This is a genomic window from Thalassobaculum sp. OXR-137 (genome assembly GCF_034377285.1).
GTDB lineage: Bacteria > Pseudomonadota > Alphaproteobacteria > Thalassobaculales > Thalassobaculaceae > Thalassobaculum.
The window spans coordinates 3922805-3947485 of record NZ_CP139715.1 but is presented as its reverse complement, the minus strand read 5'-3'; the positions used below and the strand labels follow the sequence as shown (position 1 = coordinate 3947485).

General features: G+C 67.7%; 26 protein-coding genes. 17 read left to right on the top strand and 9 right to left on the bottom strand.

Features of this window, described 5'->3' with window-relative positions; translation table 11 throughout:
* Nucleotides 1–2: 2 nt before the first annotated feature.
* From T8K17_RS18390 to T8K17_RS18370, 5 genes are read right to left on the bottom strand one after another with little or no spacing between them, the layout of a single operon-like run.
* Nucleotides 3–1973, bottom strand: a complete 1971-nt coding sequence (locus T8K17_RS18390) for a transposase domain-containing protein (RefSeq protein WP_322331189.1) — start codon at nt 1971–1973, stop codon at nt 3–5.
* Nucleotides 1973–2464 (bottom strand): hypothetical protein, encoded by a 492-nt coding sequence (locus T8K17_RS18385; protein ID WP_322331188.1) that lies wholly within the window; start codon nt 2462–2464, stop codon nt 1973–1975. The genes T8K17_RS18390 and T8K17_RS18385 overlap by 1 nt, the downstream gene beginning before the upstream one ends.
* Nucleotides 2464–2670, bottom strand: a complete 207-nt coding sequence (locus tag T8K17_RS18380; protein WP_322331187.1) for a transposase domain-containing protein — start codon at nt 2668–2670, stop codon at nt 2464–2466. The genes T8K17_RS18385 and T8K17_RS18380 overlap by 1 nt, the downstream gene beginning before the upstream one ends.
* Entirely contained in the window at nt 2670–3323 is a 654-nt protein-coding gene (locus tag T8K17_RS18375; RefSeq protein ID WP_322331186.1) for an MT-A70 family methyltransferase, read from the bottom strand. The genes T8K17_RS18380 and T8K17_RS18375 overlap by 1 nt, the downstream gene beginning before the upstream one ends.
* Nucleotides 3320–3505: a hypothetical protein gene (locus tag T8K17_RS18370; RefSeq protein WP_322331185.1), complete on the bottom strand. Its 186-nt coding sequence runs from the start codon at nt 3503–3505 to the stop codon at nt 3320–3322. The genes T8K17_RS18375 and T8K17_RS18370 overlap by 4 nt, the downstream gene beginning before the upstream one ends.
* Before the next feature lie 100 nt (nt 3506–3605).
* On the opposite strand from T8K17_RS18370, the gene T8K17_RS18365 reads away from it, so the two are divergent.
* Nucleotides 3606–3815: a hypothetical protein gene (locus T8K17_RS18365; RefSeq protein ID WP_322331184.1), complete on the top strand. Its 210-nt coding sequence runs from the start codon at nt 3606–3608 to the stop codon at nt 3813–3815.
* Here the strand turns inward: T8K17_RS18365 and T8K17_RS18360 are convergent.
* Together T8K17_RS18360 and T8K17_RS18355 are read right to left on the bottom strand one after the other, a co-directional pair.
* Nucleotides 3805–4140 (bottom strand): hypothetical protein, encoded by a 336-nt coding sequence (locus T8K17_RS18360; RefSeq protein ID WP_322331183.1) that lies wholly within the window; start codon nt 4138–4140, stop codon nt 3805–3807. The two genes, T8K17_RS18365 and T8K17_RS18360, sit on opposite strands and share 11 nt — an antisense overlap.
* Nucleotides 4137–5036, bottom strand: coding sequence for a ParB N-terminal domain-containing protein (locus tag T8K17_RS18355; protein ID WP_322331182.1), 900 nt, complete (start codon nt 5034–5036; stop codon nt 4137–4139). The genes T8K17_RS18360 and T8K17_RS18355 overlap by 4 nt, the downstream gene beginning before the upstream one ends.
* Nucleotides 5037–5120: 84 nt before the next feature.
* Between T8K17_RS18355 and T8K17_RS18350 the strand changes: the two genes are divergently transcribed.
* Nucleotides 5121–5420: a hypothetical protein gene (locus tag T8K17_RS18350; protein WP_322331181.1), complete on the top strand. Its 300-nt coding sequence runs from the start codon at nt 5121–5123 to the stop codon at nt 5418–5420.
* A gap of 71 nt (nt 5421–5491) precedes the next feature.
* Here T8K17_RS18350 and T8K17_RS18345 read toward each other — a convergent pair whose 3' ends face one another.
* Nucleotides 5492–5797 (bottom strand): helix-turn-helix domain-containing protein, encoded by a 306-nt coding sequence (locus T8K17_RS18345; protein ID WP_322331180.1) that lies wholly within the window; start codon nt 5795–5797, stop codon nt 5492–5494.
* A 167-nt stretch (nt 5798–5964) separates the two neighbouring features.
* Here T8K17_RS18345 and T8K17_RS18340 point away from each other — a divergent pair, with 167 nt between their 5' ends.
* Nucleotides 5965–6657 carry a helix-turn-helix domain-containing protein gene (locus T8K17_RS18340; RefSeq protein WP_322331179.1) on the top strand — a complete coding sequence of 231 codons (693 nt, stop codon included), beginning with the start codon at nt 5965–5967 and terminating at the stop codon, nt 6655–6657.
* A gap of 417 nt (nt 6658–7074) precedes the next feature.
* On the opposite strand, the gene T8K17_RS18335 is transcribed toward T8K17_RS18340, so the two are convergent.
* Nucleotides 7075–8271: a bifunctional 2-C-methyl-D-erythritol 4-phosphate cytidylyltransferase/2-C-methyl-D-erythritol 2,4-cyclodiphosphate synthase gene (locus T8K17_RS18335; protein WP_322331178.1), complete on the bottom strand. Its 1197-nt coding sequence runs from the start codon at nt 8269–8271 to the stop codon at nt 7075–7077.
* An 87-nt stretch (nt 8272–8358) separates the two neighbouring features.
* On the opposite strand from T8K17_RS18335, the gene ccsA reads away from it, so the two are divergent.
* From ccsA to T8K17_RS18265, 14 genes are all read left to right on the top strand, one after another.
* The gene (gene ccsA / locus T8K17_RS18330) at nt 8359–9165 is read left to right on the top strand and encodes a cytochrome c biogenesis protein CcsA (protein WP_322331177.1); all 807 of its coding nucleotides are present in this window, start codon (nt 8359–8361) and stop codon (nt 9163–9165) included.
* Between the two features lie 117 nt (nt 9166–9282).
* A complete protein-coding gene (gene dusB, locus T8K17_RS18325) occupies nt 9283–10299 on the top strand; it encodes a tRNA dihydrouridine synthase DusB (protein ID WP_416153129.1) in 1017 nt (338 codons plus the stop codon).
* Nucleotides 10296–11477 carry a two-component system sensor histidine kinase NtrB gene (locus T8K17_RS18320; protein ID WP_322331176.1) on the top strand — a complete coding sequence of 394 codons (1182 nt, stop codon included), beginning with the start codon at nt 10296–10298 and terminating at the stop codon, nt 11475–11477. The genes dusB and T8K17_RS18320 overlap by 4 nt, the downstream gene beginning before the upstream one ends.
* Complete coding sequence (gene ntrC, locus T8K17_RS18315; protein ID WP_322331175.1) at nt 11474–12955, top strand: nitrogen regulation protein NR(I); 1482 nt, start codon at nt 11474–11476, stop codon at nt 12953–12955. Before T8K17_RS18320 ends, ntrC begins: the two co-directional genes overlap by 4 nt.
* A gap of 55 nt (nt 12956–13010) precedes the next feature.
* On the top strand, nt 13011–15302 hold the full coding sequence (locus T8K17_RS18310; protein WP_322331174.1) for a PAS domain-containing sensor histidine kinase: 2292 nt from the start codon (nt 13011–13013) through the stop codon (nt 15300–15302).
* Nucleotides 15292–16689, top strand: coding sequence for a sigma-54 dependent transcriptional regulator (locus T8K17_RS18305; protein ID WP_322331173.1), 1398 nt, complete (start codon nt 15292–15294; stop codon nt 16687–16689). The genes T8K17_RS18310 and T8K17_RS18305 overlap by 11 nt, the downstream gene beginning before the upstream one ends.
* A gap of 24 nt (nt 16690–16713) precedes the next feature.
* Nucleotides 16714–18090 carry a Trk system potassium transporter TrkA gene (gene trkA / locus T8K17_RS18300; RefSeq protein WP_322331172.1) on the top strand — a complete coding sequence of 459 codons (1377 nt, stop codon included), beginning with the start codon at nt 16714–16716 and terminating at the stop codon, nt 18088–18090.
* A 49-nt stretch (nt 18091–18139) separates the two neighbouring features.
* Nucleotides 18140–19003: a D-amino-acid transaminase gene (gene dat / locus T8K17_RS18295; RefSeq protein WP_322331171.1), complete on the top strand. Its 864-nt coding sequence runs from the start codon at nt 18140–18142 to the stop codon at nt 19001–19003.
* Nucleotides 19000–19653, top strand: a complete 654-nt coding sequence (locus T8K17_RS18290) for an HAD family hydrolase (RefSeq protein WP_322331170.1) — start codon at nt 19000–19002, stop codon at nt 19651–19653. The genes dat and T8K17_RS18290 overlap by 4 nt, the downstream gene beginning before the upstream one ends.
* 106 nt (nt 19654–19759) lie before the next feature.
* Nucleotides 19760–20008: an RNA chaperone Hfq gene (hfq, locus tag T8K17_RS18285; RefSeq protein ID WP_322331169.1), complete on the top strand. Its 249-nt coding sequence runs from the start codon at nt 19760–19762 to the stop codon at nt 20006–20008.
* Between the two features lie 192 nt (nt 20009–20200).
* Nucleotides 20201–21496, top strand: coding sequence for a GTPase HflX (gene hflX, locus T8K17_RS18280; protein WP_322334980.1), 1296 nt, complete (start codon nt 20201–20203; stop codon nt 21494–21496).
* Between the two features lie 107 nt (nt 21497–21603).
* Nucleotides 21604–21891, top strand: coding sequence for a co-chaperone GroES (locus T8K17_RS18275; protein ID WP_322331168.1), 288 nt, complete (start codon nt 21604–21606; stop codon nt 21889–21891).
* Nucleotides 21892–21953: 62 nt separating this feature from the next.
* Nucleotides 21954–23615 (top strand): chaperonin GroEL, encoded by a 1662-nt coding sequence (gene groL / locus T8K17_RS18270; protein ID WP_322331167.1) that lies wholly within the window; start codon nt 21954–21956, stop codon nt 23613–23615.
* 75 nt (nt 23616–23690) lie between these two features.
* Nucleotides 23691–24530 (top strand): inositol monophosphatase, encoded by an 840-nt coding sequence (locus T8K17_RS18265; protein WP_322331166.1) that lies wholly within the window; start codon nt 23691–23693, stop codon nt 24528–24530.
* Nucleotides 24531–24681 lie beyond the last annotated feature (151 nt).

Below are 24681 nucleotides of genomic sequence, written 5' to 3'. Positions count from 1 at the left end.
CGTCACAGACGGGTGCGATCACGGATGGCCTTCATGGCCATCACGTTGTTCACGAACTCATCGGGGAGTGCGTTGGGGTCGCTTTCGGGCAGCCGGGCCGGCTGCGGCTTCGTGGCGGCAGCACTGAACCGCTGCGGTTTGACGACCCTGGCTTCCGGTTTCACCGGGGCGTCGGGCGTCGGCAGCATCCGTGCCACGTCGCGCTCATTCAGGACGATCTGCGCGTCGGCCAGCTCACGGGTTGCGCGCAGCCGGGCCTTCCTGGCTCGGGCGTGCTTCTTCGCTTCCGACTCATCCATGAAGCCGCTGTCGGCGATGCAGCCGGCGGCGGTGATGTAGGTGCCGTCCAGGTCATAGACATGGATGTGCTTGCCGAGTCGGTCCGGGTCGTAGCGGACCGCGACCTTGCGGCCGATATAGCGGGCCAGGGCAGGGTCGTAATAACGGTTGCCGTAGAGGTGCAGCACACCGTCCGGCTGGCGACAGGTAAGGCCGACCACCGACAGCAGCCAGAGGCGACGGATCGCTTCGTCCTCGGGGGCGACCTTGCGGATCAGGTCGCGCTCGTAGCTCTCGTTGAACACATCGTCGAAGGAGCGGCCCTGGGCGACCAGACTGTTGCGGTCGGTGCGGGCGTTGTAGCGGTTGATCTCGCGCTCGCAGACCCGCAGCAGGTCGATCATCCGCACGGCGCGCGCGCCGTAGTTTGCCGGCTTGTTCGTCGGACTGTTGCCGGTATAGGCGCCCTCGAACTCCGGGGCCTTGGAGATGTAGCGAGACAACTCACCGAAGGCGCGCTCGATCGGCTTGGACTGCCCGTGGCCCGGTTTGGTGAACCGCAGGTCGATACCGAGCGCCGGGAACAGCCCCAGGAAGTCGTCGTCGCGCGGCTTGTAGCGGTTGCGGTATTTGGCGCCGCCGGTATTGGCCTTGGCTGCGGCTGCCATCGTGTTGTCCGAGAAGACGGTGTCGGGGATGCCCCAATTCTCGATGACGTCGCCGAAGGCCAGGCGGAAGCCGGTGGCGTTCTCGGTGGTGTCGAGCCGCCAAGAAAGGATCTTGTTGCTCGACAGGTCCTGGAACCCCAACAGGAATGCGCGGCCGATCTCGCCGCCGGGCCACTCCACGAACAGGTCGATCTTGTGACCGTCGTAGTTGAGCGCCTCCAGGGCGCGCAGATCCGAGCGGTCCCGGCGCTGTGCTGGGTATTTCCGGTTGAACTCTTCCATACCTTCCCTCCTGAGTGTGATGACTTCGGGGTCGATCTCGCGCTTGAGCTTGCGGGACAGGGTCTTCGGCGTGCGCGGCAGCACCCATCCGTGGTCGCGCGCGGCGTCCTGCAGGCGTTGCCAGCATTCGGCGACGCTCGGCTTGCTGAGGCGCAGGTAGTCGGCGAGGAAGAAATCCCAGGCGTCGGGATGGATCTCGGACGCCGGCCCGCCGGCCCGCGAGAAGCGGGGTGTGAGCCAGGCCAGCCAGTCGGCGCGGTCTTTGCCCGCCACCGCCTCGAACCAGTTCCAGATGGCGCTGATGGCGACCTTGTTGTCGACGGCGGCCTGGGCGACTGCGGCGGAGCGATTGGCGCCCCCGCGCTCCAGGTCCAGCACGGCTGTCAGAATGGCGAGGTTGCGGCGGGCCCGGTCCTTCGACTTCGCGGTTGCGGCCTCGAAGTGCCGCCAGATCTCGCCGCGGCCGGGCTCGGCGCGCTGCGCGTCCGCCTCGGCCGCCCGTTCGCGGACCTCGCGGGCAAGCAGGGCGACCTGGGTGAGGGTTGGTAGAACGGTGTAGTGGTATTCGAAGCCGCCAGCGCCCTCGCGACCGGTGCGGCGTCGGGCGAGCGGCTGACCGGACAGGGTCTGCATCGCCTGCCAACCCTCTCGGTCAGCCATGGCGTTGACGCGGCGCTTCGTGCGCGGAAGTCCGCGCAACTTCATCTCGGCCAGTTCGGCGGCGGTGAACCACTCGACGCGCATCAGCGACCCCTCCACTCGCGGTCGGCACGGTCGGCATCCTGGTTCGCCATATCCGCCATCCGTTGGTATTCGCGGGCCTCGTCGCGCCGCATGGCGGAGCGCACCGCGGAGAGATACGGCCGGTCGATCATGACCTTGCCGACGCGCTGAACACCTGGCGCCAGCAGATCCGGTCGGTCCAATGCGACCGCCAGCGCGATCATCCGGGCGTGGCTGATGTTGTGATCGTCGCGGGCCTGGCTCGCGTATGCGTTCAGCATGTGCGCCGATACCGGCTCGCCGAGCACCCCGGACATCCTGCGGGCAACCTCGTCGCGCGGCAGGTCGGTGTCGCGCAACGCGTCGGCGACCTGCCGGCTGACGAACTCGGTAAGTCGGCAGCCGCGCGGCTCCGGTGACGGCTCGGCGTTGAGCGCCGGGAACGGCAGCGGCTCCTTGGGCACCCAGGACAACAGGTCCAGCGTCAGCGGATCGCGCGGCGCCTTGGCCATCATCCGGCCCCGCCAAAGTTGCCGGCATTATCGCCGAACGGCGGTCGGAACTGATCGATTCTACTGCTGGCGTCGAGGCGCGTAGCGAGTATCTTGCCGCTCACTGGATCCTGGAGGGCGTGCAGGATCGGTCGGCCTATCGAGCCGTCTGGCCATAGCACCAAGATGTCGAGCCTGCAGGCGTCGTAGATTGCAGCCTTCGCCATCATCCGACCTCACTGAATTTGGCGACCTCGTCGCCGAGGGACTTCCAGCCCGGCCGCGTGTTGCGCGCGAACAGCTCGAGATACGGGCCGTCGAACAGCGTCTCGATGCGCTCGTATTGGCTGGGAGGCTTCTGACTGTGGCCGCGGCGCGGAGAACGGATCTCGTCCTGCGGCCACCAGTCGATGAAGTCCCGGACGCTGTGCACGCCCTCGGGTATCTCGACGTCGCCGAAAAAGGCGGTCGGCTTGCGAACCTGCGGGTTGCCACGGGTGCAGAGCAGGCACGGCTCCAGGTTCTTGCGGGAGCCATAGCCGGGACCGAATGCATACTTGCCGGTCTCAGGATTGAACTTCCGCCATTCCCAGGCGAGGCCGGCATACTCGAAGCCCCAGGCCTTGATCACCCGCGTCCAGGCCGGCATGTGCGGCCAGGTCACCCACAGGAAGAGAACGGCGTCCTTAGCCGCCAGGAGGCTGACATCGACGCTGCAGATCTCGCCGATCGGCATGGTGTCGTAGTGGCGGCTGGGGCTCTTGCCCTGGCCCTTTTCGCTGTGCGTGTCGAAGGGCCAGTTGGGATCGGCGAGGATGACCGGATAGCCGCCGGTTCGGCGGTGGCGGATAAGCTGATGGCGATCACGGAGGTCGATCATGTGCGCGCCCTCCGCAGCCATTTAAGGAGCTGTTGCGGGGTCGTTGTGGCCTCGCCATCCAGGCGCTCGCAGCCGGGGATGACGTACTGCAGGCCCTGGTCGGTGAGGTCGACAGCGAACGGCGCCCCGTCGAGCCATTGCGAAGGGGCGGTCACCAGCTGACGAGGATCGCGGTCAGCCATACCCCCCCCAGGAGCGACGGCCGGGCTACGCATCACAACCGTGACGCGCGCCCGGCCGCGCTCTACCATCGGAGTTGCAACACAACCGATGGAGAGAACGATGGCCACTGACGATGGATTGCTGATCTCGAACTTCTTGATGTCGACAGCCGCTATTCGCGTCCTTGTGCGGTCAGGCGTCCTGGACAAGGAAGCCTTGCTCGCGGAGATCGAGGTTCTCCGCTCACACCTCAGCGACGCCGAGGACCTCGGCGAGTCGGTCGATGCCGCTCTGGAGGGGATCCGCAACATGCCGGGACCTAGCGGCTGAGGCCGTAGACAGAGCGCAAGAGAGCGGACGCCCGCTCTTCGGTGAGCCCGCCGCGATCCTCGAGCTTGACGGTTACGGTGAACGGCCCCTCTAGGCGGCCCCGGTTGAGCAGAACGGTCAGCAGGAGCTCGTCCCAGTCGCGACCACTCCACCCTTGGGCGTCCGCCCATGCCAGGAAGGTGTCTCTCCCGCTCGCGCCGTTGTAGATGGCGGGGTCGGCCGGCACGCTGCCGGGCCGGCGGTCGCCCAAGAAGAACGTCGAGAGAAGTTCGGCGCGCTTCTGTGCGGGTGTGGCGGAATTGGGATCGCGTGCGTTGTCGCTCATGCGTCTTCCTCCGGTTGGTCGCGCTCGGCCAGCCACGCGACGAACTCGTCACGGATGAGCGCGAAGAACATGTTGCGGACCCGCTTGGGCGCCCGGCGCAGCCAGGTGGCAAGGCGGGTGACTTCGCGCTCGGCGGCGCGGCTGGATTTGTCGGCATCGGGCTGATTGTCGCGCTGGCCTCGGATGGCGGCGGCCGCATCCGCGACCTTGCGCGGGCCACCTTCGGTCAACATCAGATCGACCGCCTGCGCCTGCTCCTCGGCCGTCAGCCTGGAGAGCCGGAACAGCTCACCCTCCTGGCGGGCGATCGATGTACCGGCGATGCGGGCGCGGACTGCTGGCGCCAGGCGGTCGTACATCTGAACGGCGCGCCAGACCGTGCGCTCGGCGCGGCCGGTCGACCGAGCGGTCGCGGCGGCGAAGGAGAGGACCGACGACCAAACTGCAATTTTTGCAGTTTGGCCTTTTTCAATGGCTTGCAGGCCGGCCGCGCCCTGAACCGCTCCTGGATACAGCTTCTCGTAATACTCCTTGCGCAGGGCATAGGAGGCTGCCCGGTCCAGCGGGTTCAGATCGTGGCGCGCCAGGTTCTCGTCGATCTCGCGCAGCCGGGCCTCAGTATCGGTCGCGACCACGATACGGGCCTCGATATCGAGGTACCCGAGGTCGCGCACCGCCTCGATGCGGTGCGCGCCGGACACCAGGATGTATCGATCGCGGAGCAACTTCTCGCTTCCGGGCGCCTTGCGGACCTCGATGGGCTGGCTCTGCCCGATGTCGCGGATGCTTTCGGCGATCGCGGCGACATGAGCGGGGTCGACCACCCGCAGCCGGTCGACGACGTCGATTTGGTCGAGCGGGATCCTGTGGATCTGTTCTGTGCCGGCCACCGTCACGACACCCCCCCCGTTTTGACGCTGTCTAGCAAGACGGGATCGTGGACTATCGACATACGACCAACGGATGCAGGAGATGAGGACATGGATATCAACGACGACCTGGCGCTAGAGGCGGCCACAACCTGGTGCATGGCCTTCGGGGTGTTGATGGCGGAGCTGGTGCGCGGCGGAGCACTAGCGCCGGAGGGCGCGGAGCGGGTGCTGGAGCGCATGGCTGGATTCACCGACGCCCTCGATCGCCAGGGCGACCTCGACCGTTCGCCGGCTCAGCAGAGCCTGGCGATGGATTTCCACCGGATGACGCTTGAGCGAGTCGGCGAGATCTTTCGAGATACGCTCGCCTTGCCGCCACATGATCCTGGGCCGCCTTCTGGTCGCTGAAGCTGCTGGCGATCGAGGTCGGACGAGGGGCGGGGCTCAAGAACGCGACGAGCTTCTTGATGATGCTCATGTCAGGCCACCTTCTGCTGGTGTTGCTGACGAAACTTCGGGCGATCCGTATAGTGCGAGCCGGGTTGAGGCTTCAGGCGCTCTCCCGTGCTCGGGTCGTAACGGCTGGGCCAGATCTCGCGCGGCGACATGCCGAGGCATTCCGCGATCGCCAACTCGCCTTTCGGATTGGGGCAGCGGGCGGTGACTCGCGCGACTGACTTCGGCAGACCGTACATCCGGTCGACGTCCGCGAAGGTCAGGCCTTTGCGATTCAAGAGGAACCGGATCTCCATCGGGTCCTTATCCGCGGCACGGCGTTTCGCCATGGGCTTCTCCTGTCGTGTGGCCGGCCTGGCAGGGCCGGCTTCGTTCGGGGTTTTGAGTGAACGTTTGTGAAGGCTCGCACTATGGTGCAAACAGATCAATATCAAAAGTATGAATATTCGTACTTTGGGGTGATTTTCGCTCAGGCTTCGCTGGTGGATGCCGCGCAATGAGCGAGGAAACCGAGTTCGCCGAACGGCTGAAAACCGCTATCGGACTGGAGCCCGTCCACGCCTTCGCAAAGCGCAGCGGCGTTGGCGATGGCAGCCTGCGGAAGTATCTGAAAGGGAGCGCCCCGAGCATCGATAAGGCTGCCGCCATAGCCGACGCCGCCGGTGTTTCCATCGAATGGCTGGCGACGGGCCGTGGGGAGATGCGCTCTTCCAATCCGCAGATGCTGCCCGAGGACGAGATCGATCGACGGCTTCTGGAGATCCGCGAAACCTTGATGGAGCATGTGGATCTGCCGGTCTCGGCTGACGCGCTCGGCCACGATGATGCGCTCTGGCCGATCTATGTGGAGCTACAGTCGCTCGCTCGCGGCGGCGGCGCTTCGGGCGCTCGGCGCGCCGAGGCCGATCTTTATCTGCGCACGGCCTTCGACGATAGGGGGGCCGACCGTCGCATGGAGCAGCGGGTCAAGGACGTCGGTGTCCGCATTCGCGCTGCTTACGCGGCTGTCGATGAGGCGCTGGCGGCGGTCGGTTGGACGCCCTCGCCGCTCTTCAAGGAGCAGCTGCGCACGCTCGCCTTCCGCCACGAAATGACGGTCGAGGACCTTACGCTCCTGTCCTCCGCAGTTAGGGACGAGGTGGGCGCTGCAGGCAAACCCGCGGCATCGGAGGTGGCCTCTGAGCCCTGAAACGCGGGCGCGACTTCGCTGACTTTGGGCGGCAAGATTGCGTCCCACCTTGATTCCGCGAATCCGCCGCCTCTCCTCGGTGATCACAGCTATGCTTCAATGGCTTAACGTAAGGTGGGACGTCTACGGTGGTGAAATCGCCAAACGTCCCACCTTGAGGTTCTGATTTCAGGGTGCCCCCGGCGGGATCGGCGCCCTGTAACTCGCAGTTTCTGGGCGTTTAAACGCCGCTTGAACGTTTATGCGCCGACCGCTTAAATATCGCCTGTCCGGCGCGATCAGGCGCGAAATCGCCGAATTTACTCCCGAACCCGCCGCGGCCGCCCGGGGGTGACACCCGCCCCGTTTTCCGCAGAACCCTGCGCCTGTCACGAGTTGTCACGCCGGATAACGGTTTGTAACGGGTTTCTCTAGAACCTACTGTCCGTCAACACACAGCTCTTCCGGGGCCGGCAGGGCAATGGTCGCGGCCGCCTGGGCGGCGATGCCTTCGCCGCGGCCGGGGAAGCCGAGCCGCTCGGTCGTGGTCGCCTTCACCGAGACACGGGCCACCGGCACGCCGCAGATCTCGGCGATGCGGGCGCGCATGGCCTCACGGTGCGGGCCGACCTTGGGCCGTTCGCATATCACGGTCAGGTCCAGGTGGCGGATCTGCCCGCCGGCGTCACGCACCCGGCGGCAGGCATCGGCCAGAAAGCGGTCCGAGGCGGCACCCTTCCATTGCGGGTCGCTGGGCGGGAAATGGGCGCCGATATCGCCGTCGCCCAGCGCGCCGAGCAGGGCGTCGGTGATCGCGTGCAGACCCACATCGGCGTCGGAATGGCCGAGCAACGCCTGGTCGTGCGGGATGACGATGCCGCCCAGCGCCACGCCGTCCACCCCGCCGGGCGTCTTGGCGCCCAGCCGGTGCACGTCGAAGCCGGTGCCGACCCGGGTTTCCAGGGTCCCGGCCAACAGCCGGTCGGCGAGCGCGAAATCCTGCGCCGTGGTGATCTTCATCGCATCCTCCGATCCCGGCACCAGCGCCACCGCGTGTCCGGCCCATTCCATCAGCGCGGCATCGTCGGTGACGGTCACGCCATCGGCCGCCGCCCGGCGATGGGCGTCGAGGACCGCGTCGAAGGCCATGCCCTGGGGTGTCTGCGCCCGCCACAGCCCGTCGCGGCTGACCGTGCCGGCCGCCAGCCCGTCCGCGCCGCGCTTCAGCGTGTCGGCCACCGCCAGCACGGGCAGGGCGGCGGGCGACGTCTCCAGCGCGTCCAGGACCCGGTCGATCACCGCTGCCGGCAGCAGCGGCCGGGCGGCATCGTGAATCAGCACGACCTCCGGCGCGTCACCGCTCAGGCTCTCCAGCCCGTTCAGCACCGAGCCCTGGCGCTCGGCCCCGCCGATCACCGGCGCGCCCAGGTCGAGTCCGGCCACCGCGGCGTCGTACAGGGCGCGATGCTCCTCGGCGATCATCACCCGCACCGTGTCGATGCGGGGATGCCGCAGGAAGGCCAGCACGGCCCGGCGCAGCACGGGGACGCCGCCGAGCGGCCGGTACTGTTTCGGCAGGCCGCCGCCTGCGCGCTCGCCCCTGCCGGCGGCGACGATCAGCGCGGTGGTTGTCATCGCGGGAAGTTCCGAGAAGTCATTGCAAAAAATCGGGTCTATGGTGGCCGCTGGAGTGGGGGCGGATCTTAGTGTAGGCAACGGCCCATGTCTCTGCTGGGCAACTCAATGCTGGTCAATCTGTCGGCGGTGGTCTCCATCCTGCCGATGGCGCTGCTCGCCTCGCGACCGCTTCCCGCCCGCGACCGGCGGTTCTGGATCGCCGTGGCGGTCGCCGCCCTTGGCGTGGTCGGCTGGACCCTGGTGCGGTTCGGCGACCATTGGGACGGCGGCCTGGGCGCCGCGCTCTGGGTCTCGGCGGCGGCGACGATGGGCCTGTTCGCCGCGATCTCGGCCCTGTCGCCCACCATGGCCCGGCTTGCCGGGCTGCTCGGCCCGTATCTGCTGATCATGGTCGTGCTGGCGAGCCTGCTGGACCGGCCGGCGGCGGGCGGCGTCAGCGGCATGCCCGAGGGCTGGGTGGTGCTGCATATCGTGGTGTCGCTGGCGACGTACGCCCTGGCGACCCTGGCGGCGGTGGCCGGTCTCGGCGTGTTCCTGAAGGAGCGGGCGCTGAAGGCGAAACGGTCCGGCGGGCTGAGCGCCGGCCTGCCGGCGGTGGCCGATGCCGAGACGCTGCTGTTCCGGCTGCTGACCACGGCGGAGATCGTCCTGGGCATCGGAATCCTGTCGGGAATGGCCCTCAACGTGACCGCCGGCCACGGCTGGCTGAGCAGCGATCACAAATCCATCCTGTCGCTCGGCGCGTTCGCCGTGGTAGGGGGAGTGCTCTTCGCCCATGCCCGACTCGGTCTGCGGGGACGGCGGGCGGTGCGGGGCGTTCTCGCGGTCTACCTGCTTCTCACCCTGGCCTATCCCGGGGTGAAAGCGGTTCACGCGCTGCTCGGGACCTAGCGCGTTTCCGCCCTGCGCGGCGGCCCGAACCGGGCCCGGGTGCATAGGCCCTTTGCGATACATAGATTCCCGGCTATCTTGCCCAAACATTGGTCACAATCGGTGGATGCCTATTAAATGTGCCTTCGGATCGGCTCACATACCCTGTCGGCACCGGTAATGGTCGCTCCGATGTCCGGGGTGACCGACCGTCCCTTCCGCCGGCTGGCGCGCCGCCTGGGTGCGCCGCTGGTGGTGACGGAGATGATCGCCAGCCACGCGGTGCTGCGCGACGTCCTGGAGGAGACCCGCAAGGCGGAGATCGATTCCGAGGACACGCCCGCCGTGGTGCAGATCGCCGGCTGGGAGCCCGAAATCATGGCCGAGGCGGCCCGCATGATGGCCGACCGCGGCGCCGATGCGATCGACATCAACATGGGCTGCCCGGCCAAGAAGGTCGTCAACAAATACGCCGGCTCGGCGCTGATGCGCGACGAGCTGCTGGCCGGCCGGATCATGGAAGCGGTGGTCGCCGCCGTCGACCTGCCGGTGACCCTGAAGATGCGCCTGGGCTGGGATGCGGAGAACCGCAACGCCCCGGAACTGGCCCGCATCGCCGAGGCCGCCGGCATCCGGCTGATCACGGTGCACGGCCGCACCCGCTGCCAAATGTATACCGGCACCGCCGACTGGTCCGGCATCCGCGCGGTCGTCGAAACCGTTTCGCTTCCGGTGGTGGCCAACGGCGACGTGACCTCCATCGAGACGGCCAGGGCCTGCCTGGAGGAATCCGGCGCCGACGGCGTGATGATCGGGCGCGGCTGCTACGGCCGGCCCTGGTTCCCGGCGCAGGTGGCCGCCGCCTTGGCGGGCGAGACGCCGCGCGCCGATCCGGACGTGCAGGAGCGCCGCGCGATCCTCGCCGAACATCTGGACGCGATGCTGAGCCATTACGGCGTGCAGTCGGGCATCCGCAACGCGCGCAAGCATATCGGCTGGTACACAGACGGCCTGGCGGGCTCCGCCGGGTTCCGCCAGCGGGTCAACAACACCACGGACCCGGCGGTCGTCTTCGCGGAGATCGACCGCTACTTCGCCGAGCTCGACGCCGGCGCTACCGGAAACGACGACAACGGCGGGAGGATCGCTGCATGACGGCAGTGGCGACGGTGGGACCGGATCGTGTCCCGTCCTACATGGACGGCAACACGGTACTGAACGCTCTGCCCTGGGCGGTGATCGTCCTCGACGGCGACAATTGCGTGCTGTCCCTGAACATCGCCGCCGAGAACCTTCTGGCCTCCAGCGTGGCCGCCGCCGCCGGGCGCAGCCTGACCGACTGGGTGCCCCAGGACAGCCCGCTGCTCGGCATGATCGCCCAGTCCCGCACGTCCCAGTCGGGGCTGAGCGACTACGACCTGGAGATCGAGTCCCCGCGCATCGGTCAGATCGTGGTGAACGTGCAGATCGCGCCGATCCCCGAAGTAGCGGGTGCGGTCGCGGTGAACCTCCAGGAACGCACCATCGCGTCGAAGATGCACCGCCAGCTCTCCTACCGCGGCGCCGCCCGGTCGGTCAGCGCCATGGCGTCCATGCTCGCCCATGAGGTGAAGAACCCGCTGTCCGGCATCCGCGGGGCGGCCCAGCTTCTCGAACAGTCGGTGCACGGGGACGAGCAGATCCTCACCCGGCTGATCTGCGACGAGACGGACCGGATCTGCGCCCTGGTCGACCGCATGGAGGTGTTCAGCGACGAACGCCCGATCGAGCGCACCGCCGTCAACATCCACGAGGTGCTGGAGCGCTGCCGCCGGGTCGCCCAGAACGGCTTCGGCCGCAAGGCGACCTTCATCGAGCGCTATGACCCGTCGCTGCCGGCGGTGCTCGGCAATCACGACCTGCTGGTTCAGGTCTTTCTCAACCTGATCAAGAACGCCAGCGAGGCGGTGCCGGAGGAGGGGGGCGAGATCACCCTGACCACCAGCTACCGCCACGGCATGCGGGTGGCCGTCGCCGGCTCGCGCGAGCGGGTGCATCTGCCGCTGCAGGTCACCGTGCAGGACAACGGCCCCGGCATTCCCGAGGAGCTTCAGGCCAACCTGTTCGAGCCCTTCGTGACGACCAAGACCAACGGATCCGGCCTGGGCCTCGCCTTCGTCGCCAAGGCGGTGGCCGACCATGGGGGCGTGATCGAGGTGGATTCGGTGCCGCGCCGCACGATCCTGCGCCTCACCCTGCCGATCGTCGATGCGCCCAAGCCGCGCCGCGTGCGCCGCCGGCGCGATCAGCAGGGCGTTCCGGGAACCGAAACCGGTGGGAGCACCAACATATGAGCCAACGGGCGGCTTCCATCCTGATCGCCGACGACGACCGGGCGATCCGTACGGTGCTCGGTCATGCCCTGACACGGCTGGGGCATTCGGTGCGCAGCACCGGCACCGCCGCCGGGCTGTGGCGCTGGATCGAGGACGGGGAAGGCGATCTGGTGATCACCGACGTGGTCATGCCGGACGATAACGGCCTGGACCTGCTGCCGCGCATCCGCAAGATCCGGCCGGATCTGCGGGTCATCGTCATGAGCGCCCAGAACACCCTGCTCACGGCGGTCAAGGCGAGCGAGCGCGGCGCCTTCGAGTATCTGCCCAAGCCCTTCGACCTCAACGAGCTGGTCGCCACCGTCGGCAAGGCGCTGGCCGCCCCGGCCCCCGGCGTGAAGGAGCAGGAAGGCGAGGTCCGCGAGGTCGCCGGCCGCAGCGAGGACACCCTGCCGCTGATCGGCCGCTCGCCCGCCATGCAGGAGATCTACCGGGTCCTGGCCCGGCTGATGGGCACCGACCTGACGGTGATGATCACCGGCGAGAGCGGCACCGGCAAGGAGCTGGTCGCCCGCGCCCTGCACGATTACGGCAAGCGCGCGGGAGGTCCGTTCGTGGCCATCAACATGGCCGCCATCCCGCGCGAGCTCATCGAGTCGGAGCTGTTCGGCCACGAGAAGGGCGCCTTCACCGGCGCCACCGTGCGCGCCACCGGCCGGTTCGAGCAGGCCCAGGGCGGCACCCTGTTCCTGGACGAGATCGGCGACATGCCGCTGGAGGCGCAGACCCGGCTGCTGCGGGTCCTGCAGGAGGGCGAATACACCACCGTCGGCGGGCGCACGCCGATCCAGGCCAATGTCCGGATCGTCGCCGCCACCCACCGCGACCTGCGCCAGCTCATCCGCCAGGGTCTGTTCCGCGAGGATCTGTTCTACCGCCTGAACGTGGTGCCGATCCGCCTGCCGGCCCTGCGCGAGCGGCGCGAGGACGTGCCCGATCTGGCCCGCCATTTCCTGGCGCAGATGCCGGCGGAGGGACTGCCGAGCAAGCATCTGGATGCCGGCGCGATCACCCGGCTGCAGGCCTATTCCTGGCCGGGCAACGTGCGCGAGCTGGAAAACCTCTGCCGGCGCCTCGCCGCCCTCTACGTGGAGGAGACCATCGGCGCCGAGGCGATCGATGCCGAACTGGCCGAGCCGCCGATGGTCGACGGCGACGGGACGGTGCCGGCGGTCGATGACGAGAACCTGTCCGGTGCGGTCGAGCGGCACCTGTCGGCCTATTTCAACGCCCATAAGGACGAGCTGCCGGCCTCCGGTCTGCACGAGCGGGTGCTGCGCGAGGTGGAGCGGCCGCTGATCTCGCTGAGCCTGAGGGCGACCCGCGGCAATCAGATTCGCGCTGCCGAGCTGCTCGGGCTGAACCGCAATACCCTGCGGAAAAAGATCCGGGAGTTGGACATTCCGGTAATCCGGAGCGTACGATCCGAGCCTTGATCGCTGCCGGCCGGTGCCGGCCCGCGACGATCGGTGGGACCACCGCGACGGCATAATGAGCAGCACATCCCCGTTTACCGAGGCCCCCTTCACCGAGGGGCAGCCGGAACCGCCGCGCCTGACCCTGTGGCACGCGCTGCGTCGATGGGCCCGCCGCGTGGCCCTGGAACGCAAGCTGGCGGTCGCCTTCAGCGTGCTGGCGATCCTGTCCGGTGCGGCCACGGCCATCGTCATCACCCGCTCGGGTCCGGAAGGGCCGGCGCCGGACCTGGTCCTGCTCTGCGTCTACCTGAACATCGCCTTCCTGCTCGGCCTGGGCGCCCTCGTGGTGCGCCAGCTCATCCGCATCTGGGTCGAGCGGCGGCGCGGGCTGGCCGGCGCGCGCCTGCATCTGCGGCTGGCGCTGCTGTTCGCGCTGATCGCGGTCACGCCGACGCTGATCGTCTCGGTCTTCTCCGCCGTGTTCTTCGATCTCGGGGTGCGCGGCTGGTTCAGCGAGCGGGTATCGACCGCCGTCACCCAGTCGGCGGCGGTGGCCGAGGCCTATCTGGAGGAGCACCGCCAGACCATCCGCGGCGACGTGCTGGCCATGGCCAACGACCTGAACCGGGAAGCGCCGTTCCTGCTGTCCGACAGCCGGCGGTTCGAGCAGGTCATCACCGCCCAGGCGGCGGTCCGCAACCTGACCGAGGCGGTGGTGTTCGACGGCGCCGGCCGGGTCTATGCCCGAACCGGCCTGTCCTTCGCCTTCGATTTCGAGCCGGTGCCGGAGAGCGACCTGGAGCGCGCTCGGCGCGGCGAGGTCGTCATCATCACCTCCGAGGACGACGACCGGATGCGCGCGCTGGTCGCCCTGAACCAGATCGTCGACACCTTCCTGTTCGTCGGCCGCTTCGTCGATCCGGCCCTGCTCGCCCGGGTCGAGGATACCCAGCTCGCCGTGTCGCAATACGAGGCGCTGGAGGGCAGGCGGCAGGACTTCCAGCTCACTTTCGCCATCGTCTTCGCCCTGGTGGCGCTGCTGATCCTGCTGGCCGCCATCTGGGTCGGCCTGTTGCTGGCCGACCGGCTGGTGCGCCCCGTCAGTTCGCTCATCGACGGCGCGGAACGGGTGCGCCACGGCGACCTGTCGGTGCGGGTGCCCCTCGGTGTCGGGTTGGACGAGATCGCCAGTTTGACGCGCGCGTTCAACAGGATGACGGCTCAACTTGAGTCGCAACATGAAGAACTGGTCGACGCCAACACCCAGCTCGACGAGCGCCGGCGCTTCACCGAGGCGGTGCTCGGCGGGGTGTCCTCCGGCGTGGTCGGCCTGGACGACGACGGCCGGATCAACCTGCCGAACCGGGCGGCGAGCCGGCTGCTCGGCATCGACCTGGAGACGCGGCTCGGCAGCACCTTCGCGGAGACCCTGCCGGAATTCGATCCGCTGATCGCCGAGGTGGCCCAGCGCCCGTGGCGCGAGGCCACCGACCAGGTCGCCATGACCCTGGAGAACGGCGACCACCGGATCTTCCACGCCCGCGTCACCGCGGAGATCTCCGACGGGGTGATCTCCGGCTACGTGCTGACCTTCGACGATGTGACCGAGCTGCTGTCGGCCCAGCGCAAGGCCGCCTGGGCCGATGTCGCCCGGCGCATCGCCCACGAGATCAAGAACCCGCTCACGCCGATTCAGCTCTCCGCCGAGCGCCTGCGCCGCAAATACCTGAAGGAGATCGAGTCCGATCCGGAGACCTTCGCGCGGATGATCGACACCATCGTGCGCCAGGTCGGCGATATCGGCCGTATGGTGGACGAGTTCTCTTCCTTCGCCCGCATGCCGACGCCGGTGATGCGCGACGAGGACCTGCGCGACATCGTGACCGCCGCGACCGACCTGCAGCGCGGGGCGCGGGCCGGGGTGAAGGTCACCGTCGAGACCGGCGACCGGCCGGTGATCCTGCGCTGCGATTCGCGCCAGATCCGCCAGGCTCTGACCAATCTTCTGCAGAACGCGGTGGACGCCATCGAGGGGCGCCAGCAGGCGGAAGGCGAGGGTGCGGCACCGGGCAGCATCCTCGTCACAATCGAGCCACGAGGTGATGCGATTGTGACAACTGTCGCAGATAATGGCCGCGGTTTGCCGGACACTGAGCGAGACAGGCTGACCGAGCCTTATGTCACCACGCGCGAGAAGGGAACGGGCCTTGGACTGGCCATCGTGAAGAAAATCATGGAAGATCACGGCGGATCGATAGAACTCCGCGACCGACCCGAAGGCGGCGCAGCGGTTAGTCTGGTATTCTCGGCGCCGCCCACGGTCCTGAACGAAACAAACCCGGCTCTGGCATACCATGGCCAATGATATCCTGATCGTCGACGACGAAGCCGATATCCGGATGCTGATCGGCGATATCCTCGAGGACGAGGGTTACGAGTCCCGCCAGGCGGCGAATTCGACGGAAGCGCTCGACGTCATCCGCCGGCGCATGCCCTCCCTGGTGATCCTCGACATCTGGCTGCAGAACAGCGAGCTCGACGGGCTCGGCATTCTCAGCGCCATCCAGCGCGACCATCCCGGCCTGCCGGTGATCATGATCAGCGGCCACGGCACCATCGAGACCGCGGTCACCGCCATCAAGAAGGGCGCCTACGACTTCATCGAGAAGCCGTTCAAGGCGGACCGGCTGCTGTTCATGGTGCAGCGCGCGATCGAGGCCGCCCGGCTGCGGCGCGAGAACGACGACCTGAAGAAACGCAGCGGCACCGCCAGCGACCTGGTCGGCATCTCCAACGGCATCAACACCGTGCGTGCCTCCATCGAGAAGGTGGCCCCGACCGGCAGCCGGGTGCTGATCACCGGCCCGGCCGGTGTCGGCAAGGAGATCGTCGCCCGCCGCATCCACGAGCGCTCGCGCCGCGCCACCGGCCCCTTCGTGGTGCTGAACTGCGCCACGCTGACCCCCGACCGCCTGGAGACGGAACTGTTCGGCACCGAGCCGGGCGGGGCGGAGCCGCGCACCATCGGCACCCTGGAACTGGCCCATAAGGGCACGCTGCTGCTGGACGAGGTGGCCGACATGCCGTTGGAGACCCAGGGCAAGATCCTGCGGGTGCTCCAGGAACAGTCGTTCCGCCGGGTCGGCGGCGACACCGAGGTCGAGGTCGACGTGCGGGTGATCGCCGCGACCAACCGCGACCTTCAGCAGGAGATGAGCGCCGGCCGGTTCCGCGAGGACCTGTTCTACCGGCTGAACGTGGTGCCGATCCGCGTGCCGCCCCTGCGCGAGCGGCGCGAGGACGTGCCGATGCTCGCCCGGCATTTCGTCGTCCTCTCGGCCGAGGCCAGCGGCATGGCCGCCCGCCCGCTGGGCGAGGACGCGGTCGCGGCATTGCAGGCCTACGAATGGCCGGGCAACGTGCGCCAGCTCCGCAACGTGGTCGACTGGATGCTGATCATGGCCGGCGGCGGCGCCCGCGAGCCGATCCGCGCCGACCAGCTTCCGCCGGAGATTGGCTCCGCCACGCCGGCGGCGCTGCGCTGGGAGAAGGGCAGTGAGATCATGGGCCTCAGCCTGCGCGATGCCCGCGAGACCTTTGAGCGCGAGTATCTGCTGGCCCAGGTGAACCGCTTCGGCGGCAACATCTCGCGCACGGCCTCCTTCGTCGGGATGGAGCGGTCGGCTCTGCACCGCAAGCTCAAGTCACTCGGTCTGCAGCAGGCGGAAAAGCCCGTCCGTCAGTCCGGCTGACCTCCTCATGAAAGTCATCGCTCGATGAAAGTCGTCATCTGCGGGGCCGGTCAGGTCGGCACCAGCATCGCCCGTCACCTTGCCGGCGAGAACAACGACGTCACCGTGATCGACCAGTCGCCGGAGCTGATCCAGAAGCTCAGCGACACCCTCGACGTGCGCGCCATCGCCGGCTTCGCCTCCTATCCCAGCGTGCTGGAGCAGGCCGGACTGCGCGATGCCGACATGCTGATCGCGGTGACCTACAGCGACGAGGTCAACATGGTCGCCTGCCAGGTCGGCCATTCGATCTTCAACGTGCCGACCAAGATCGCCCGCGTGCGCAACCAGGACTATCTGCTGCCGATCTGGGCCGATCTGTTCTCGCGCGAGCACATGCCGATCGACGTGATCATCTCGCCGGAGCGCGAGGTGGCCCGCGCCATCGGCCGCCGCCTGCAGGTGCCGGGTGCGCTCGACGTGGTCCCCATGGCCGACGGCAAGGTCCGGGTGGTCGGCGTGCGCTGCGACGAGACCACGCCGATCATCCACACACCCCTGCGCCAGCTCACCTCGCTGTTCACCGATCTCGCCGTGGTCATCGTCGGCATCCTGCGCGAGGGCAAGGCGATCGTGCCGAAGGCCGAGGACCAGATGCTGCCGGGGGACGAGGTCTATTTCGTCTGCGACAGCCGTCACCTTTCCCGGGCGCTCGCCAGCTTCGGCCACGAGGAGCCGGAGGCGCGCAGCGTCATCATCGCCGGCGGCGGCAATATCGGCCTGACCCTGGCCGAGGAGATCGAGCGCGAGCATCACGGCGTGAACGCCAAGGTGATCGAGTTCAACCGCGCCCGCGCCCGCTCGGTGGCCCAGTCGCTCCAGCGCACCATGGTGCTGAACGGCGACGTGCTCGACCCGGAGATCCTGGAAGAGGCCAACATCTCCCAGACCGAGACCTTCGTCGCCGTCTCCAACGACGACGAGGTCAACATCCTGAGCTCGCTGCTGGCCAAGCGCTCGGGCTGCAAGCGGACCGTCGCCCTGATCAACGCCTCCACCTACGCGCCGCTGATCACCCAGCTCGGCATCGACGCCGTGGTGAACCCGCGGGCCATCACCGTCTCCACGATCTTGCAGCACGTCCGCCGCGGCCGGATCCGCAGCGTCTATTCCCTGCGCGAGGATTTCGGCGAGGTGATCGAGGCCGAGGCGCTGGAGACCTCGGTTCTGGTCGGCCATCCGCTGAAGGACGCCAAGCTGCCGAACGGCGTGATCGTCGGCGCCATCGTGCGCGGCGAGGAGGTCATCGTGCCGCGCGCCGACACGGTGGTGCAGGCCCGCGACCGGGTGGTCGTCTTTGCCACCTATGAAGCGGTGAAGAAAGTCGAGAAACTGTTCGCCGTCCGTCTCGATTTCTTCTAGATATCCCTTACTTCCTTCCTGTCTCCCATCTCGCCCAGCCGGAGGTCCCATGTCCCGGATCGCCTATGTGAACGGCCGTTTCCTTCCCCATTCCCATGCCGAGGTCCATGTCGAGGACCGGGGCTACCAGTTCGCCGACGGCGTCTACGAGGTGGTTCTCGTGCAGAACGGCGTGATGGTGGACGAGATGCCGCATCTCGATCGCCTGGACCGCTCGCTGGACGAGCTGCGCATCGCCCATCCCATGAGCCGGGGCGCCCTGCGCTCGGTCATGCGCGAGCTGGTGCGCCTGAACCGGATCCGCAACGGGCTGGTCTACATGCAGGTGACCCGCGGCGTGGCCAAGCGCGACCACCCGTTCCCGAAGAACGCCAAGCCGAGCATCGTGCTGACCGCCAAGCGGATCGCCATGCCGAGCCAGGAGACGGTCGAGAACGGCGTCAAGGTCATCACGATCAGGGACATTCGTTGGGAACGCTGCGATATCAAGTCGGTAGCGCTTCTTCCTAACATTCTGGGCAAGCAGCAGGCTCGCGAGAACGGCGCCTTCGAGGCCTGGCAGGTGGACGAGGACGGCAACGTCACCGAGGGCACGTCGAGCAACGCCTGGATCGTCACCCAGGACGGCGAGCTGGTGACCCGGCCGGCGACCCACGACATCCTGAACGGCATCACCCGGCTGTCGATCCTCAAGCTGGCCGAGCGCCAGGGCCTGAAATACGTGGAGCGGGCGTTCTCCGTCGAGGAAGCCAAGAAGGCGCGCGAGGCCTTCGCGTCCTCGGCCACCGCCTTCGTCACCCCGGTCACCCAGATCGACGATGTGGTGATCGGCAACGGCAAGGCCGGCACCCTGTCGCGCGGCCTGCGCGACAGCTACATGGAGTACGCGGCCGGGGAAGGGGCCACCGCGTGAGTCGACTGCCGCGTCCCGACGCGGTGCTGTTCGACTGGGACTCCACGCTGGTGGACAATTGGGGCGGCATCACCCGCGCCCTGTCCACCACCTTCAGCGAGTACGGCCTTGACCCCTGGGACGAGGCGCAGGTTCGGGCGAACGCCAAGCTCTCCATGCGCGACAGCTTCCCCAAGCTGTTCGGCGAGCGCTGGGAGGACGCCTCCAAGCGGTTCTACGAGAGCTTCGCGTCGATTCACCTGGAGACCCTGCGGCCTCTGCCGGGAGCTGTCGAGCTGCTCGACGCCCTGGCGGCCGAGGGCATCCCCATGGGCGTGGTCAGCAACAAGTCCGGCACCTATCTGCGGCTGGAGACGGCCCATCTCGGCTGGGACAGGTATTTTCACCGGATCCTCGGCTCGCACGACGCGGCCAAGGACAAGCCGGCGGCCGATCCGATCCACATGGCGCTGGACGGCACCGGCGTGACGGCGGGGCCGAGCGTGTGGTTCGTCGGCGACAGCGCGGTCGATCTGCGGGCCGCTCATGCGGCCGGATGCGTCCCGGTTCTGCTGCATCCCGAGGATCCGCACCCCGAGGATCTGAGCGATTGTGCGCCCGCGGTGCAGCTTTTTGACTGTTATGCGCTTCTTGGCGAGCTACGCGGTTGAGTCGCAACGATTTCGCGGTATATCTTTCAATCTGATCTCGCATCTGCGAAAGAGGTGGTGTCACCACCCGCGCGCGCGAGCCGATTGAGGAGCGAAGGAAAAAACCATGGCCGCAGAAAAGAGCCAGAGCGTCCAAGATGTCTTTCTCAACAAGATCCGTAAGGACAAGACGCCCGTCACCGTGTTCCTCGTGAACGGCGTGAAGCTCCAGGGCATTGTCACGTGGTTCGACAATTTCTGCCTGCTGCTGCGCCGCGACGCCCATTCCCAGCTGGTCTACAAGCACGCGGTGTCGACGATCATGCCGCAGCACCCGGTCAGCCTGTTCGAGCCGGGCGAGGACAGCGATAGCTGATCCGCATGCCCCGTCTCGGGGTAGACTGCCTCCGCCGACAGCTCGGACTTGATCCGGGGCCCGGCCATCCACATGTTGGAGCGCTGGAGGGGACTCCCATGCGCTCCGGCATATCGCCGGTCTTGGCCCAGGCACGTCGCCGGGCGGACGCACCGTGTCGGGTCCCCGTAAAAGGAGCCCCGCTTGGGTAAGATCCGCGCCATCGTGCTGCATCCGCGTCTGCCGTCCAAGGACGAGGACACCCCCGGTGTCCGCGACCCGGAGGCACGTCTGGAGGAAGCCGTCGGCCTGACCGCCGCGATCGACCTGGAGACCGTCCACAGCGAGGTGCTGACCGTCAACCGGCCGCGCCCGAGCACGTTGTTCGGCGGCGGCCAGATCGAGCGCTTCCAGGCGCTGGCCGAGGCGATGGAGGTGGAGGTCGTGGTCATCGACCACGCGCTCACCCCGGTGCAGCAGCGCAACCTGGAGAAGGGGCTGAACGTCAAGGTCATCGACCGGACCCAGCTCATCCTCGAGATCTTCGGCGCCCGGGCGCGCACCCATGAAGGCCGGCTGCAGGTCGAACTCGCCTCGCTCACCTTCCAGCGCTCCCGCCTGGTGCGGTCCTGGACCCACCTTGAGCGCCAGCGCGGCGGTGCCGGCTTCCTCGGCGGCCCCGGCGAGCGCCAGCTCGAACTCGACCGCCGTCTGATCGGCGACCGCATCACCCGCATCAAGCGCGAGCTGGAGGAGGTGAAGCGGACCCGCGAGCTGCACCGCGAGGCGCGGCGCCGGGTGCCGTTCCCGATCGTCGCCCTGGTCGGCTACACCAACGCCGGCAAGTCGACGCTGTTCAACAAGCTGTCCGGCGCCTCGGTGATGGCCCAGGACCTGCTGTTCGCCACCCTCGACCCGACCATGCGGCGAATCGACCTGCCGGGCGGGCGCACGGTGATCGTGTCCGACACGGTCGGCTTCATCTCCGACCTGCCGACCCATCTGGTCGCCGCCTTCCGCGCGACCCTGGAGGAGGTGACCGAGGCGGACCTGGTGCTGCATGTGCGCGACATCTCGCACCCGGACACCGAGGCCCAGAAGCACGACGTGCTGGCGGTGCTGGAGGATCTGGGGGTCGACGAGACCACCCGGCCGGGACGCATGCTGGACGTGCTGAACAAGATCGACCGGCTGCCCGAGGAACGCCGCATCACCCTGCGCAACGAGGTCGCCCGGCTCAACGACACGGTCTGCGTGTCGGCGGTCACCGGCGAGGGGATCGCCGATCTGGTCAAGGCGATCGACGGCTTCCTGTCGGCCAACCACCGGGTGGTGACCCTGCACGTCGATTACGCCGACGGCGAGATCACCGCCTGGCTGCACAGCCATGGCGACATCATCGACCGGATCGACGACGACACCGGCTCGACGATCACCGTCGGATTGGACCCGAGCACCCTCGCACGGGCCGAAAAGCGCTTCGGAGAGCGGTTTCAGCGCCTGAACTGAGGCCAGCCGGTTGACAGAAACAGGGTAAACCTCCATACCCCTGGCACTCATTCACGGCGAGTGCTAATGCCCGCCGTTTTCTTTGGCCGAGCCATGGAGGAAGCCCCATGAAATTCCGTCCGCTGCATGACCGCGTTGTCGTCGAGCCGCTGGTGAGCGACACCAAGACTGCCGGTGGGATCATCATCCCCGACACGGCGAAGGAAAAGCCGATGCAGGGCAAGATCGTCGCCGTCGGCGCCGGCGCCCGGGACGAGTCCGGCAAGGTCGTCGCCCTGGACGTGAAGAAGGGCGACACCGTGCTGTACGGCAAGTGGTCCGGCACCGAGGTCAAGATCGACGGCAAGGACCTGCTGATCATGAAGGAGTCGGACATCATGGGTGTCGTCGGCTGATCGGCCGCTGACCGCCACGACCGACCCTGCCGCCATCCGGCAACGATCTAAGGAGAAACATAATGGCTGCCAAAGACGTCAAGTTTAACGTCGATGCCCGCGACCGCCTGCTCAAGGGCGTCGATACGCTGGCGAACGCCGTCAAGGTGACCCTCGGCCCGAAAGGCCGCAACGTGGTGCTGGACAAGTCGTTCGGCGCCCCGCGCATCACCAAGGATGGCGTGACCGTCGCCAAGGATATCGAGCTGAAGGACAAGTTCGAGAACATGGGCGCGCAGATGGTGCGCGAAGTGGCCTCGAAGACCTCCGACCTCGCCGGTGACGGCACCACCACCGCCACCGTGCTGGCCCAGGCCATCGTCCGCGAGGGCGTGCGCGCCGTCGCCGCCGGCCTGAACCCGATGGACCTGAAGCGCGGCATCGACCTCGCCGTCGCCGCCGTCATCAAGGACGTCGAGAGCAACTCCAAGAAGATCAAGTCGTCGAGCGAAGTCGCTCAGGTCGGCACGATCTCCGCCAACGGCGACGCCGATGTGGGCAAGCTGCTGGCCGAGGCGATGGACAAGGTCGGCCAGGAAGGCGTGATCACCGTCGAGGAAGCGAAGTCCCTGCACACCGAACTCGACGTGGTCGAGGGCATGCAGTTCGACCGCGGCTATCTCTCGCCGTATTTCGTGACCAATGCCGACAAGATGGTCTGCGAGCTGGAAAACCCGCTGATCCTCATCCACGAGAAGAAGCTGTCCAGCCTGCAGCCGATGTTGCCGCTGCTGGAGCAGGTGGCCCGCTCGTCCCGCCCGCTGCTGATCATCGCCGAGGATGTCGACGGTGAGGCGCTGGCGACCCTGGTGGTGAACAAGCTGCGCGGCGGCCTGAAGGTCGCGGCCGTGAAGGCGCCGGGCTTCGGCGATCGCCGCAAGGCCATGCTGGAGGACATCGCCGTCCTGACCGGCGGCACCGTGGTGTCCGAGGATGTCGGGATCAACCTGGAGACCGTCGACATCAAGATGCTGGGCACCGCCAAGAGCGTGACCCTGACCAAGGACGAGACCACGGTCGTCGACGGCGCCGGCAAGAAGAAGGACATCCAGTCCCGCGTCACCCAGATCAAGGCGCAGGTCGAGGAGACCACGTCCGACTACGACCGCGAGAAGCTCCAGGAGCGTCTGGCGAAGCTGGTCGGCGGCGTTGCGGTTCTGCGCGTCGGCGGTGCGACCGAGATCGAGGTGAAGGAGCGCAAGGATCGTGTCGACGACGCGATGCACGCGACCCGCGCCGCGGTTCAGGAAGGCATCGTCGCCGGCGGCGGCACCGCGCTGCTGTACGGCACCCGCGCCCTCGACAAGCTGAAGTATGCCAATGACGACCAGCGCATGGGCATCGACATCGTGCGCCGCGCCCTGCAGGCCCCGTGCCGGCAGATCGCGGAGAACGCCGGTGCCGACGGCTCCGTCGTGGTCGGCAAGCTGCTCGAGCAGAAGTCGAACACCTTCGGCTACAACGCGGCGACCGACACCTACGAAGACCTGATCAAGGCCGGCGTCATCGACCCGACCAAGGTCGTGCGCACCGCGCTGCAGGACGCCGCATCCATCGCCGGACTGCTGATCACCACCGAGGCCATGGTCGCCGAGAAGCCGGACACCTCCGGCGGCGGCATGCCCGACATGGGTGGCATGGGCGGAATGGGCGGCATGGGTGGTATGGGCGGCATGGACTTCTGAGCCAGCCGCACTCGTGTTAGGGAAGGGCCGGGCCGTGTGTCCGGCCCTTTCTCGTTTCCACGGAGCTTTCTGACGATGACATCCGTCGATCTCGACCGGCTCGCCGCTACCCTGACCGAGGTGGCGGAGGCGGAGATCCTGCCGCGCTGGCGCAATCTGGCCGAGGGCGACATCCGCGAGAAGACCGGTCCGACCGATCTGGTGACCGTCGCCGACGAGGCGGCCGAGCGCCGTCTGGTCGAGCTGCTGCCGGATCTCTATCCGGGCTCGGTGGTGATCGGCGAGGAATCGGTGGAGAAGGACCGCTCGCTGCTGGGCCGGATCGACGGCGACGCGCCGGTCTGGATCGTCGATCCGGTCGACGGCACCAACAACTTCGCCGAGGGCAAGGACCGGTTCTGCGTCATGGTGGCGCTCGCCCATCGCGGCGAGACCATCGCCTCGGCCATCCACCAGCCGGTGGAGAAGCGCACCGCCGTCGCGGCCCGGGGCGAGGGGGCCTGGATGCTGGCGGAGGGGACGCGCGCGCCGCTGCGGGTCGCCGCCGCCGCGGGCATCGAGGAGATGGAGGGAAGCTTCAACTTCCGCTTCTTCCCCGAGGAGGTCCGCCCGGGCATCCGCGCCCGCGCCAACGAGATGCTGGGCGACCGGCATTACCGCCGCGGCTGCGCCGGCTACGACTACATCCAGCTCGCGACCGGCCGGTGGCACTATGCGGTGTACTGGAAGAAGATGCCCTGGGACCACGCGCCGGGCCTGCTGATCCACGCCGAGGCCGGCGGCTATTCGGCCTGCGTCGACGGCACCCCGTACCGGCCGGGCAAGCTTGGCGGCGGCATCATCGCCGCGGCCGACGAGGCCGGCTGGCAGGCGCTGCGGGACCAGGTGGTGGGGCCCGTTCCGACGGCCCTGTGAGCGGCGGCCCTTCGACACGCTCCCGTTGGTCGCTGCTCAGGGCGAGGTCATTCATATCTAGAAAATAAGCCGTCATCCCGGCGAGCCCCGGACCTGATCCGGGGGTCGGCCGGGACCGAGCTCACGCGCCGGAACCGGCTCCCGTCCGGGC